The following is a 13089-nucleotide window of genomic DNA, read 5'->3' as shown; positions in this document are numbered from 1 at the left end:
GCATGGCACTGCAGAGCCTGCAAATAACCGCGATCACCGCGATGCGCGCGCGAGACGTGTCACGGCCGACCACGGAACAACAGGAAACCGCCGACCGCCGCCCCCTACGCGACGAAACCCCCCGCCGCGACCCCAAACGCCCCACCCCCCACCCCCACTAACCCCCACGCTTGTCCCGGTACCCGCGACGAACCGCGGGTCAGGGACCTACAGCGGCGCACCCCGACGGTTTCCCCGGCGCCGCGCGGTGGGGTGTGGGTCGGTGGCGTTCGGCGCCGTGTTACGGCGGGCGGGGTGGGGCACGGCGGGTGGGCAAGGGCGGAGTTGTTACGGCGGGGCACCCCGTGAGCCCTCACGACCATCGCTCGACAGAGCCCGGCCCACGACGGAGGGGCGGGCAAGCCAGGCTCCGCCGTAACACAGCAAAGGCCCTTAACGCAGCAAAAGGCCCGTAACACCAACAGGCCCATACAGACCTATAGGAAAAGTCCCCCCGTGGCGAGGAGGGTTTTGGCCTCCACCGCCGCCTTGCTCCCCGCGTACAAGGTGAGGCCGGGGGCGGGCATGGCGGTGTTGAGGGTGGAGAGGTTGATGATCCGGCCGCCGTCGCGCATGACGCGCGCGGCCCATGGGATGGCGAGGAAGGTGGCCTTGGCGTTGACGTTGAAGACGCGGTCGAACGTCTCGTCGTCGATGTCGGCGATGAGGGTGGGGGTGCTTTCGGCGGCGTTGTTCACGAGGATGTCGAGGCCGGGCAGGATCGTCTCGGCTTCGGCGAACAGCCGGTCGAGGTCGGCGCGGGCGCCCTGGTCGGCCTGGATGGCGTGGGCGCCGGTCGACTCGGACACCTCTCGGGCGGCGGCCGCGTCGCTGCGGTAGGTGAAGACGACCTGGGCGCCGTCGGCGGCGAGGCGTTCGACGACGGCCCGGCCGATGCCACGCGAACCGCCTGTTACCCATGCTCCTTTGCCCGAAAGATCAGTCATAGGACCAAACCTACGCCCGCAGCATGATCTTGCGGGCGGCTTCCTTGGTCAGATGGTCGATGTACAACTTGCCGTCCAGATGGTCCGTCTCGTGCTGGAAACAGCGGGCCAGGGAGCCGCGGGCCTTGACGCGCAGCGGGCGGCCGAGCCGGTCGAGTCCCTCGATGGTGACGCCGGCGGCGCGCGGGGTCTGGGCGTACTGGGGCTTGCCGGTCGTGCGGTCGGGCACCGACAGGCAGCCCTCCTCGTCGATGACCGGGGCGGGATCGTCCACGGTCAGCACCGGGTTGAGCACGTGGCCCTTGCGTCCGCTGATGTCGTACACGAACAGCCGCCGCGACACCCCGATCTGCGGACCGGCCAGGCCCACGCCGTCCACCGCGTACATCGCCTGGAACATCTCGTCGATCAGCTTGCGCAACTCCTTGTCGAAGTCGGCGACCGGCTCGGCCGGTGTGCGCAGGACGGGGTCGCCGATCACGCGGATCTCACGCATGGATGCTCCGTAAGGGTTGCCGTAGACGAACGCTGATTACCTTAGCCAGCGCGCGGTCAGGTGCGGCCTGCCGTGGCGGACCGTGTGGAAGACTGGTCCGGTGCGTGTCTACATCGGTGCCGACCATGCCGGCTATGAGCTGAAGAACCACCTGGTGTCCTGGCTGAAGGACACGGGCCACGAGGTCATCGACTGCGGCCCCGCCGTCTACGACGCGGAGGACGACTACCCGGCGTTCTGCCTGCGCGCGGCCGAGGGCGTGGCCGGCGACCCGGGCAGCCTGGGCATCGTCATCGGCGGTTCCGGCAACGGGGAGCAGATCGCGGCCAACAAGGTCCGCGGCATCCGCGCGGCGCTGGCATGGAGCGAGGAGACGGCCCAGCTCGCCCGCGAACACAACAACGCCAACGTGGTCAGCGTGGGGGCGCGCATGCACACCGCGGAGGAGGCGACCCGGTTCGTCGAGGTCTTCCTCACCACCACCTTCAGCGGCGCCGAGCGCCACAGCCGCCGCATCGCCCAACTCGAAACCTACGAAACCATCGGCCAGCTGCCGGCGCTCCCCGAGATCTCCTAAAGGTCCTTTTTCTGCGTTACGGGCCTTTTGCTGCATTAAGGGCCTTTGCTGTGTTACGGCGGAGCCTGGCTTGCCCGCCCCTCCGTCGTGGGCCGGGCTCTGTCGAGCGATGGTCGTGAGGGCTCACGGGGTGTCCCGCCGTAACAACTCCGCCCTTGCCCACCCGCCGTGCCCCACCCCGCCCGCCGTAACACGGCGCCGAACACCGCCGACCCACACCCCACCGCGCGGCGCCGGGAAAAGCGTCGGGGTGCCGCACTGTGAGGTGCTGCCGCATCGTCGCGCTCACGGGGGCTGTGCCCCGTAGGGCGCTGTCGGCGTTTGCCGCGGTAGGGCGGGTGGGTGGTGGGTCAGAGTTGGAGACTCTTGGTTTCCAGGTACTCGTCCAGGCCGAGTTCGCCCATTTCTCGGCCGATTCCGGATTGTTTGTAGCCGCCGAACGGGGCCTGGGGGTTGAAGGAGCCTCCGTTGATGGCTACCTGGCCGGTGCGGAGGCGGCGGGCCACCGCTAGCGCGCGGTCTTCGGTGCCGGCCCATACCGCGCCGGACAGGCCGTACTTGGTGCCGTCGGCTATCTGGACGGCTTCGTCTTCCGACAGGTACGGGATGATCGACAGGACCGGGCCGAAGATCTCCTCCTGCTCGATCGTCATCCCGGGCGACACCGCGGCGAAGATCGTGGGCGTCACGTAGAAGCCTCTGGGGTGGGGGGAGTCGGTGCCGCCGTGTACCAGGCGGGCGCCTTCTTCCTGGCCTCGGTTGATGTAGTGGACGACGCGGTCGCGCTGGGCGGCCGAGACGAGGGGGCCCAGGCGGCTGGTCTCGTCGAAGGGGTCGCCGACCGTGTATTTGCCGGCGGCCTCTGTCGCCAGGTGCACCGCCTCGTCGTACTGGTCGCGGTGGACGAGCATGCGGGTCCATGCCGAGCAGGTCTGGCCGGAGTTGACGAAGCAGTTGGCCACGCCTACCTTCACCGCCACCTGCAGGTCGGCGTCGGGGAGGATGATGTTGGCGGACTTGCCGCCCAGTTCCAGCGCGACCCGCTTGACCGTCTCGGCGGCCAGGGAGGCCACGCGGCGGCCGGCGGCGGTGGAGCCGGTGAAGGAGACCAGGTCCACCTCGGGGTGGGTTGCCATGGCCTCGCCGACGACCGGGCCGCGGCCGCTGACCAGGTTGAAGACGCCCGGCGGCAGGCCAACGGCGTGGAAGACGTCGGCCAGCGCGTATGCCGCCAGCGGGGCGACCTCGCTGGGCTTCAGGACTACCGTGCAGCCCGCTGCCAGGGCCGGAGCCACCTTGCAGATGATCTGGTGGAGCGGGTAGTTCCACGGGGTGATGGCGGCCACGACCCCTACGGGCTCCTTGACGATCAGGGAGTTGGCCACGCGCTGCTCGCGCGGGTGGGTTTCGGCCAGTTCGGCGTAACCGGCCAGGACGCCCGCCGGCATCAGCGTCTGCACCTTCAGGGCGAAGCCGAGCGGCGCGCCCATGTCGGTGGCGATGGTCTGGGCGATCTCCCCGGCGCGCTCGGTCAGCAGGTCGGCGGCGGCGGCCAGCAGTTTGCCGCGCTCGCCGCCGTCGGTCGCCGACCAGGAGGGGAAGGCGGCGCGTGCGGCTCTGACGGCGGCCTCGACGTCGTCGGGAGCGCCCGCCGGCACCCGATCGATGATCTCCTCTGTCGCGGGATTGACGACGTCGATCGCCTCTCCCGACGCGGAAGCGGTCCAGGCACCGCCGATATAGAGCTGACGCATAGCCCCCATCCTCGCGCGCCGGCCGTCACATTGCGAGGGCTTGGCACATCACGTGGTGGGCCTGCTCCACCGCGCGCACGTCGCATTCCGGCTGGACGTGAGTGCGGGCCGTGGCCAGGACCCTGTCACCTTCTTCCAGCAGCGTACGGCGAAGCGCCGGGGAAAGCGGCAGATGTCCGAGATCCTGGAAAACTCGCAGGATTCGCACCAGCACCACGGGGTTGTCCCTGGCCGACACCCGGATCATCCCGAAGGCGTGCTCGGCCAGCCTGGCGGTGTCGGTGCGCCAGGTGACCAGGCGTACCCGTCCGCGCCGGTCGGTGCGGCCTTCGGGTTCGGCCGGGATCGGGATGAGCCGGCGGAAGGCCTCGCCGAGCCATTCGACGCAGGCAAGCCCGGTGTTGGTGTCGTTGATGGCGCGGGACAGCGCCCGCAGGGCGATCTCCACGATCCGGTTGACCGGCCCGACGACGGTGGAGCCGGTGCGGGGCAGCGGGCACAGGGTGATCCAGCGGTCCATCCGCCGCAGGTCGCGGCGGGTCAGGGTGACGGGGGTGGAGGTGACGGCCACGGGCGTGCCCTGGATGACGAAGGTGCCGGGCAGGTGGACGAGTGTGACGACCGTGTCGCGGCGTACCGCCCACCGCACGATCGGGCGGTCGTGGACGAGGTCCAGGTAGCCGGAGCGGGCGGCCAGGATCGCGCTGCCGTCCCCGGCGGGCGGGTCGGCGGGGGCGCCTTCGAAGTCGCGGTGGAGCAGCCAGTCGACCTCGCGTACCAGCCGGGGCAGGACGACGGGGATGCGGACCTCGCTGACGACCGCCTGGACGAACAGCACGAGCATCACCAGGCAGGCGCCGGTGAGCAGCTGGGTGGCGAACAGGCCGAGCGACGGGATGACGACGTCGCGGCTCATGGAGCTGGTGGTGCGGTTGCCGAAGATCCAGGTGCCGAGGAACAGCCCGATGGTGACCTGGACGACCCGGTTGCGCAGGAAGTCGCCGATCAGGCGCGGGCCGAGCTGGGATGAGGCGAGCTGGACGGCGACCAGCGTGAGCGAGATCAGCAGCGTGATGGAGCTGATCAGCGCGCCGGTCAGGGTCGAGAGGCTGCCCTTCACGCCCTCCTTCAGGTCGCTGAGGGTCGTGGCGTTGGCGGGCAGGGTGAACTGATGAAGCTCGAACTCCTCCAGGAGCGCCTGCGCGGCCGTGCTGCGTTCCAGCGCCACCTGCAGTTCCTCGACCGCGTACGCGCCGAGGTAGGCGCCGGACATCATCAGCAGCGGCACGAACCAGATCGTGTCCCGCAGGCGCTCCCCACGCGGCTTCAGCGAGAGGTAGGCGCCGATTCCCCCGAACCGTCCCACGCAGGGGGTTCTACCCGAATACCGGCTCCTTGGTACGCGTGCGCTTGAGCTCGAAGAAGTCCCCGAACCCGGTCACGAGTTGCACGCCGTCCCAAAGCCGGCCGGCGTCCTCCCCGCGCGGGATGGAGGTGATGACGGGTCCGAAGAAGGCGTTGGCGCCGGCGCGGATGACCGGGGTGCCGACTTCCTGGCCGACCAGCCCGATGCCCTCGTTGTGGGAGGCGCGCACGTCGTCGTCGTACTCCTCGGAGTTCATGGCGGCGGCGAGTTCGGGGTCAAGGCCGGCGGCGGTCAGCGCGGATTCGACAAGTTCGCGCAGCTTGCCGAGGCGCTTGATGCCGCGCTCGTTGTGCAGCCGGGTGCCGAGTTCGGTGTACAGGGGGCCGACGGCGGCCTCGCCGTACTTCTGCCTGGCCGCGGCGACGACACGGACCGGCTCGATGGCCCGCGCGATCTGCTCGCGGTAGGCCTCGGACACATCTTTGCCCTCGTTCAGCACGTTGAGGCTCATGATGTGCCAGCGGATCTCGATGGGCCGGACCTGCTCCACCTCGATGAGCCAGCGGGAGGTGACCCACGCGTAGGGGCAGAAAGGATCGAACCAGAGATCTACAGGAGTCTTCTCAGTCACGCAGGGTCATAACCTGGAGTGGAATGAAGGCTATTCCCATCATGGGAAGATTCCGGCAAACCCCGATGAAGTGGTGTAGAAGGAGCGGAACTTGGCAGGGAACCTTACCCGGGACGAAGCACGCGAGCGCGCCCGGCTGCTCAAGGTCGAATCGTACGAGGTCGCGCTCGACCTGACCGAAGGCGAAGAACGATTCGAGAGCGTGACGACCGTCCGCTTCAACGCGCAGCCGGGCGCCTCGACGTTCATCGACCTGCACGACGCGCGCGTGCGCCAGGTGACGCTGAACGGCGTCGACCTCGACGCCGCCGCCTATGACGCGGAGAAGGGGCGCTTCCCGCTCGACGGCCTGGCCGAGAGCAACGAGCTGCGCATCGACGCCGACTGCACCTACACGCGCTCAGGCGAGGGCCTGCACCGGTTCGTCGACCCGGTCGACCAGAAGGTCTACCTGCACAGCCAGTTCGAGACCGCCGACGCGCACCGGATGTACGCCTGCTTCGACCAGCCCGACCTGAAGGCCACCTTCCAGCTGACCGTGCTGGCGCCGGCCGACTGGGAGGTCGTCTCCAACGCAGCCGCGGACAGCGTCGAGCCGCTGCCCCAGGAGGGCGGCAAGCACGGCAGCGTCCACGCGGACAACAAGTGGACGTTCCCCGCCACGGCCGTCATGTCCACCTACATCACGGCACTGGTGGCGGGGCCTTACCACAAGGTCACCTCCGAGCACGACGGCATCCCCCTGGGCGTCTACTGCCGGGCCTCGCTGGCCGAGCACCTCGACGCCGACAACATCCTCGAGGTCACCCGGCAGGGCTTCGACTTCTTCCACAAGGTGTTCGGGGTCCGCTACCCGTTCGGCAAGTACGACCAGCTCTTCGTGCCGGAGTTCAACGCCGGCGCGATGGAGAACGCGGGCTGCGTGACGTTCCTGGAGGACTATGTCTTCCGGTCCCGCGTCACCGACGCCGTGGTCGAGCGCCGCGCCGAGACGATCCTGCACGAGATGGCGCACATGTGGTTCGGTGACCTGGTCACCATGCGCTGGTGGGATGACCTGTGGCTGAACGAGTCGTTCGCCACCTACATGTCCGTGCTGTGCCAGGCCGAGGCCACCCGCTGGGGCCAGGGCGCGTGGACGACGTTCGCGAACGTGGAGAAGTCCTGGGCCTACCGCCAGGACCAGCTGCCGAGCACCCACCCGATCGCCGCCGACATCGTCGACATGCAGGCGGTCGAGGTCAACTTCGACGGCATCACCTACGCCAAGGGCGCCTCGGTGCTCAAGCAGCTGGTCGCCTACGTCGGCCTGGACAACTTCCTGGCCGGGGTCCGCGACTACTTCAAGGACCACGCCTGGGGCAACACCGAGCTCAAGGACCTGCTGGGCGCCCTGGAGCGCACCTCGGGCCGTGACCTGTCGTCGTGGTCGAAGGAGTGGCTGGAGACCTCCTGGGTCAACACGCTGCGCCCCTCGTTCACGGTGTCGGCCGACGGCCGGTTCGAGAGCTTCGAGGTGCTGCAGGAGGCTCCGGCCGACTACCCGACGCTGCGCTCGCACCGGGTCGCGATCGGCCTGTACTCGCTGGTGGACGGCGTGCTGACCCGGACCAAGCGGGTCGAGCTGGATGTCGTCGGCGCGCGTACCGCGGTGGCCGACCTGGTCGGCGAGCAGCAGCCGGACCTGGTGCTGGTCAACGACGACGACCTGACGTACGCCAAGATCCGCCTGGACGAGCGGTCGCTGCGCACGCTGGTCGACGGCGGCATCACGAAGTTCGCGGACTCGCTGCCGCGCGCGCTGTGCTGGTCGGCCGCCTGGGACATGACGCGCGACGGCGAGATGTCCACGCGCGACTACGTCAGGCTGGTCGTCTCCGGCGGCGGCACGGTCAAAGACCTCACGGTCCTGCAAACGGTGCTGCGGCAGGCGCGCCTGGCCGTCCAGCAGTACGCCGACCCGGCCTGGCGGCCCGAGGGCCTGGCCCGGCTGGCCACGATGGCGCGTGAGCTCATCGCCGGGGCCGAGGCGGGCTCGGACTACCAGCTGGCCTACGTCCAGGCCTTCGCCGGCGTCGCCGTCGGCGCGGGCGACCTGGACGTGCTGGCGGGCATCGTGGACGGCTCCGCCGTACCGGATGGACTGACCGTCGACGCGGACCTGCGCTGGACGCTCATCCACGCGCTGGTGTCCGGCGGGCGGCTGGGCGAGGCGGACATCGCCGCCGAACTCGAGCGCGACGCCACCGCGACCGGCGAGCGCTCGGCGGCGCTGTGCCGGGCGGCGATCCCCACGCCCGAGGCCAAGCAGGCCGCATGGACCGCGATCGTCGGCGGGGAGCTGGCCAACGCCGTCTTCCGCACGACGGTCGGCGGGTTCCAGGACCCGCACCACCCCGAGCTGCTCGCGCCGTTCAGGGAGAAGTACTTCGCCGAGGTCGGCCGCGTCTACAAGGAGTGGAGCTTCGACGTCGCGCAGGGCTTCGCTGTGGGCTGCTTCCCCGCGCTGCAGGTGGAGCAGGAGACGCTGGACGCCGCCCAGGCCTACCTGGCCGGGGGCGACGTTCCGCAGGCACTGCGCCGCATGATCCTGGAAGGTGAGGACGGGGTCCGGCGCGCGCTGCGCAACCGGGCCACGGACGCCGCCGCCTCCTGACCATGGGCACAGCGAAGCCCCCGCCGGGTCCCGTCCGGCGGGGGCTTCGCCGTTCCCCCTCGTGCGTGAGGCGGCTGTCGGCACAGCCTCGTGCGGGCGCCGGCCGAAACACGGGCACTGGCCGAAAGACTGGCACTGGCCCAAGCGGCGCGGCCGCTGACATGACCGCCGCCGCCGTGGCCAGTACCGCCCCCGTGCCCTGATGGGCAGGTGGTGCGTCCCCCTGCCTTCACCTTGGGGGGCGGGCGCGGTGGCGGGCTATCTCTAACCTTCCAGGTTCACAAAGTCCGCACTTGTCCCCTCTTGACAGGTGAGGAGCGCGGGCCGCATATTTTCACCACTAACTTTATGACTAAAGAAAGTCGAGGGCAGTCGAAGGAATGGCAGGCACAGACCGCGGCGACCTCACCCGGACGGCGATCCTCGCCCTGCTGGGCACGGTGGGACCGCTGAGCCGTACCGAGATCGCACGGGAGCTGGACCTCAGCCCCGCGAGCGTCACGCAGCTCACCCGCGAGCTGATGGGCTCGGGCATGCTGGAGGAGCTCGACCTCAAGCCGTCGCGCGGCGGCCGGCCCGCGCAGCGGCTCGGCCTCGTCGGCAGCGCGGGCCGGGCGCTCGGCGTGAAGGTGACCGCCGACCACCTGGTGCTCGTGGACGTCCGGCTCGACGGCGAGGTGCTCGGCTCCTGGGAGCGGCCCTTCGACCCGGCCGCCCCCGGCTGCCTCGACGAGCTGGGCGCGGCCATCGCCTCGGTGCTGGAGGAGATCGACGGCGCGCCGCCGCTGCTCGGCGTCGGCGTCGGGGTGCCGGGCAGCGTCGAGGACCAGGCCGTCGGCACCGTGAACGCGCCCACGCTCGGGTGGCAGGCCATGCCCGTCGGCGACCGGCTGCGCCGCCGCCTCGACCTGCCGGTGCTGGTGGAGAACGACGTCAACGCCCTCGCCGCGGCCGAGCGCCTGTACGGCAGAGGCCGCACCCACCGGGACTTCCTCGTGCTGACGATAGGCCGGGGCGTCGGCGCCGCCGTGGTGGCCGACGGGCGCGTGTACCGCGGCGCAAGGGGCGGCGCGGGCGAGTTCGGCCACGTCCCCGTTGCCGCCGACGGGCCGGTGTGCGGCTGCGGCGCGACCGGGTGCCTGGAGGCGTTCGTGGGCGCGGCCGGCCTGGCCGCCGCCGCCCGCGCCAAGGGCCTGCCGACCGGCGACCCGGCGCGGGTCACCGAGGGCGCGGCCATCAGGGAGCTGGGACGGGCGGCGGTCCACCCCGGCCCGGCGCGCGAGGTGTTCGCCGACGCGGCAACCATCCTCGGCCGCGCCACCGCCGGGCTGGTGAACGTGGTGGACCCCGAGGTCGTGGTGGTCCTGGGCGAGGGCACGGCGCAGTGGGCGCACTGGAGCGAGAGCTTCCACGCGACGCTGCGCGCGCACCTGCTGCCGGGGCGGCGCGACATCGCGGTCGAGGTGGAGAGCTGGGACGACACGAGCTGGGCGCAGGGCGCGGCGGCGCTGGTGCTGGCCACCCCGTTCGACGCGGCGGGGGCGGCGGGCGAGCAGGGCCGCCTGGTGCGCGCCCGGCTGATAGGAGCCGCGACGTGACCAGCCCCCAGACCACGACGGCACCCAAGACCGCCGTGCGCGCGGCCCCCGCGAAGCCCGTCTCACCCAGGCGCGGCGGCAAGTGGCGCTACGCCGGGACCGTGGCCGTCTTCCTGCTCCCCAGCGCGATCCCCCTGATGCTCTACACGATCATCCCGATGCTGGGCTCGCTCTGGACGAGCCTGCACGAATGGGACCTGATCACCGACATGCACTGGGTCGGCCTCGGCAACTACGCCGAACTGCTGAGCGACCCCCAGACCCTGACCGCGTTCGGCAACACCCTGTACTTCATCGCCGGCTACCTCCCGCTCGTCTACGCCGGCGGCCTGGGCCTGGCGCTGCTGCTCAACCGGGCGATGCGCGGCAGGAGCCTGCTGCGCGGCATCTACTTCCTGCCGGTGATCACCAGCTGGGTGGTCGTGGCGCTGATGTGGAAGTGGCTGCTCAACCCGGCCAGCGGCCTGGTCAACTGGGCGCTCGGGCTGGTGGGGATCAGCGGACCCGGCTGGTGGACCGACCCCGACTGGGCGATGCCCTCGGTGATCCTGGCCTCGGCCTGGAAGGACCTCGGGTTCGTCATGGTCATCCTGCTGGCCGGTTTGCAGGCGATCCCGAAGGAATACCAGGAGGCGGCGCTCGTGGACGGCGCGTCGGCCTGGCAGCGCTTCCGGCGGATCACGCTGCCGCTGCTGTCGCCCTCGACGTTCTTCGTGGTGGTGATCTCGCTGATCAACGGCTTCCAGGTCTTCGACCAGGTGCGGATCATGGCGGGCGGCAACGCGCAGGTGGTGGTCACGCAGATCTACGACCTGACCTTCCGGTACGGCAGGGCGGGCATGGCCTCGGCCCTTTCGTGGCTGTTGTTTGCCTTCGTGCTGATCGTGACCGCCGTCCAGATCAGGGCGCAGCGCAGGTGGGTGACCTATGGGTAGGGCGAAGCTCGGCCGAGTAAGCCGGTATCTGCTGGTGACGCTGGGCGCGGCGGTGATGTTGTTCCCGTTCGCCTGGGCGGTCATCACCTCGCTGACGCCGGGTGACGCGGTGCTGGCCGTACCGCCGGACTTCACGCCGGACGGCGCGGGGCTGGACGCCTACCGCAAGCTGATGGAGACGCTGCCGTTCTGGCGGATCCTGCTCAACAGCGTGTGGATCGGCGTGGCCTCGACGGTACTGCAGCTGCTGACCAGCGCGATGGCGGCCTACGCCTTCGCCAGGCTCCCGTTCCCCGGTCGCGGGGCGCTGTTCAGCGTGTACCTGGCGACGCTGATGATGCCGCTGCCGGTGCTGGTCGTGCCGCTGTTCATCGAGATGCGGACGCTGGGCCTGGTCGACACCTACTTCGCGCTGCTGGCGCCGACGATCGCCTCGGCGTTCGGGGTGTTCCTGCTACGGCAGGCGATCAACCAGGTGCCGAAGGAGTTCGACGAGGCGGCCGTGCTGGACGGCGCCGGCCACTTCCGGATTTTTCTGTACATCGTGCTGCCGCTGATCCGGCCGGCGCTGGCGACCTTCGCCATCTTCGGCTTCATGGCCAGCTGGAACAGCTACCTGTGGCCGCTGATCATCATCAAGTCGCCGGAGTTCATGACGCTGCCGCTCGGCCTGGCCACGCTCCACGGCCAGTTCACGACCGAGTGGGACGTGGTCATGGCCGGCTCGGTGATCAGTGTGGTGCCCATCCTCATCCTCTACGTCTTCGCGCAGAAGCACGTCATCGCCAGCGTGGCCCAAACAGGGCTCAAGTAAAGGAAACACGGATATGTCGCGAAAGATCATGACCACTCTGGTCGCCACGGCGCTGCTGGCCACCGCGTGCTCCCAAGGATCGGCCACCAAGGCCCCCACCGGCGAGGGCGGCAAGACGACGCTGCGCTACTTCACCTTCTCGGCCGCCCCCGACCACGTGAAGGACCTCGACGCGATCACCGCGGCCTTCGAGAAGGCCAACCCGACCATCGACGTCGTGGTGGAGACCGCCCCCTACGACCAGTACTTCACCAAGCTCCAGACCAGCATCGCCGGCGGCACCGCCCCCGACACCTTCGAGCTCAACTACGAGAACTTCGTCACCTACGCAGGCGGCGGCTCCCTGCTCGACCTGGGCACGGTGGCCGGCGACGGCGACAGCTCCGCCTACGCCGCCGAGTCGCTCAACTCCTTCAAGCACGACGGCAAGCAGTACGCGCTGCCCGCCTCCTTCTCGACCGTCGTGCTCTTCTACAACAAGGACCTGTTCGAGAAAGCCGGGATCGAGCCGCCCACCGCCGACTGGACGTGGGCCGACGAGCAGGCCGCCGCCGAGAAGCTGACGGACAAGAAGGCCAAGGTGTACGGCGACTACCAGCCGGTCCAGTTCTTCGAGTTCTACAAGACGCTCAAGCAGACCGGCGGCGAGTTCCTGGCGGCCGACGGCAAGAAGTCCGCCTTCAACTCCCCCGCCGGCGTCAAGGCCGCCACCTGGCTGGTGTCCAAGGTCGGCAAGACCATGCCCACCGAGGCCGAGATCGGCGGCACCGCCGACTACGACACCAACCTGTTCAAGTCCGGCAAGCTCGCGATGTGGCACAACGGCATCTGGCAGTTCGCCGGGCTGAAGGACGTGCCGTTCGAGTGGGACGTCGTCGTCGAGCCCGGTGACTCGGCCAAGGCCAGCGCCGTCTTCCACAACGCCGTCGCCGCCTCGGCCACCACCAAGAACGGCAAGGCCGCCTACGCCTGGGCCAAGTTCCTCAGCTCCTCCGACGTCGCGGCCAACACCCGCATCGCCTCCTCGTGGGAGCTGCCGCCCGTCTCCGACCAGCAACTGCTGGCCGGATACCTCAAGGACCCCAAGCCCGCCAACCGGCAGGCCGTCTTCGACTCGCTGAAGTCGATCGCGCTGCCTCCGGTCATCAAGCGCCAGCAGGAGATGCAGGACGCGGTGACCAAGGAGCTGACCGAGGCCGCCGCCGGCCGCAAGTCCGTCGACGAAGCGCTCAAGTCCGCCGCCGCCAAGGTCGACGCCCTGCTGGGCTGACCGAAC

The 13089-nt window shown here is 69.8% G+C and carries 11 protein-coding genes; 6 read left to right on the top strand and 5 right to left on the bottom strand.

Features of this window, described 5'->3' with window-relative positions; translation table 11 throughout:
- Positions 1–476: 476 nt before the first annotated feature.
- Positions 477–986, bottom strand: coding sequence for an SDR family NAD(P)-dependent oxidoreductase (locus HNR40_RS51925; protein ID WP_184976023.1), 510 nt, complete (start codon positions 984–986; stop codon positions 477–479).
- A 10-nt stretch (positions 987–996) separates the two neighbouring features.
- A complete protein-coding gene (gene def / locus HNR40_RS51920; RefSeq protein WP_184976020.1) occupies positions 997–1482 on the bottom strand; it encodes a peptide deformylase in 486 nt (161 codons plus the stop codon).
- 100 nt (positions 1483–1582) lie between these two features.
- On the opposite strand from def, the gene HNR40_RS51915 reads away from it, so the two are divergent.
- Positions 1583–2059: a ribose-5-phosphate isomerase gene (locus HNR40_RS51915; RefSeq protein ID WP_184976017.1), complete on the top strand. Its 477-nt coding sequence runs from the start codon at positions 1583–1585 to the stop codon at positions 2057–2059.
- A gap of 350 nt (positions 2060–2409) precedes the next feature.
- Here HNR40_RS51915 and HNR40_RS51910 read toward each other — a convergent pair whose 3' ends face one another.
- Genes HNR40_RS51910 through HNR40_RS51900 form a run of 3 tightly spaced genes read right to left on the bottom strand, consistent with a single transcriptional unit; the run spans position 2410 to position 5810 of the window.
- Positions 2410–3813, bottom strand: coding sequence for an aldehyde dehydrogenase family protein (locus HNR40_RS51910; RefSeq protein WP_184976013.1), 1404 nt, complete (start codon positions 3811–3813; stop codon positions 2410–2412).
- Between the two features lie 25 nt (positions 3814–3838).
- Positions 3839–5179: a DUF2254 domain-containing protein gene (locus tag HNR40_RS51905; protein ID WP_184976010.1), complete on the bottom strand. Its 1341-nt coding sequence runs from the start codon at positions 5177–5179 to the stop codon at positions 3839–3841.
- Positions 5180–5189: 10 nt separating this feature from the next.
- Positions 5190–5810: a mycothiol-dependent nitroreductase Rv2466c family protein gene (locus HNR40_RS51900; RefSeq protein WP_184976007.1), complete on the bottom strand. Its 621-nt coding sequence runs from the start codon at positions 5808–5810 to the stop codon at positions 5190–5192.
- A gap of 91 nt (positions 5811–5901) precedes the next feature.
- Here HNR40_RS51900 and pepN point away from each other — a divergent pair, with 91 nt between their 5' ends.
- The 5 genes from pepN to HNR40_RS51875 all read left to right on the top strand — a co-directional run bounded on the left by pepN (position 5902) and on the right by HNR40_RS51875 (position 13083).
- Positions 5902–8466 carry an aminopeptidase N gene (gene pepN, locus HNR40_RS51895; RefSeq protein WP_184976003.1) on the top strand — a complete coding sequence of 855 codons (2565 nt, stop codon included), beginning with the start codon at positions 5902–5904 and terminating at the stop codon, positions 8464–8466.
- 380 nt (positions 8467–8846) lie between these two features.
- A complete protein-coding gene (locus tag HNR40_RS51890; protein WP_184976000.1) occupies positions 8847–10064 on the top strand; it encodes an ROK family transcriptional regulator in 1218 nt (405 codons plus the stop codon).
- The gene (locus HNR40_RS55875) at positions 10061–10999 is read left to right on the top strand and encodes a carbohydrate ABC transporter permease (protein WP_221341882.1); all 939 of its coding nucleotides are present in this window, start codon (positions 10061–10063) and stop codon (positions 10997–10999) included. Before HNR40_RS51890 ends, HNR40_RS55875 begins: the two co-directional genes overlap by 4 nt.
- Positions 10992–11813, top strand: coding sequence for a carbohydrate ABC transporter permease (locus HNR40_RS51880; protein ID WP_184975997.1), 822 nt, complete (start codon positions 10992–10994; stop codon positions 11811–11813). Before HNR40_RS55875 ends, HNR40_RS51880 begins: the two co-directional genes overlap by 8 nt.
- A gap of 13 nt (positions 11814–11826) precedes the next feature.
- The gene (locus HNR40_RS51875; RefSeq protein ID WP_184975994.1) at positions 11827–13083 is read left to right on the top strand and encodes an ABC transporter substrate-binding protein; all 1257 of its coding nucleotides are present in this window, start codon (positions 11827–11829) and stop codon (positions 13081–13083) included.
- The last annotated feature ends 6 nt before the right edge of the window (positions 13084–13089 follow it).

The organism is Nonomuraea endophytica (genome assembly GCF_014203235.1).
Lineage (GTDB): Bacteria > Actinomycetota > Actinomycetes > Streptosporangiales > Streptosporangiaceae > Nonomuraea > Nonomuraea endophytica.
This window is presented reverse-complemented; position numbering and strand designations above follow the sequence as displayed.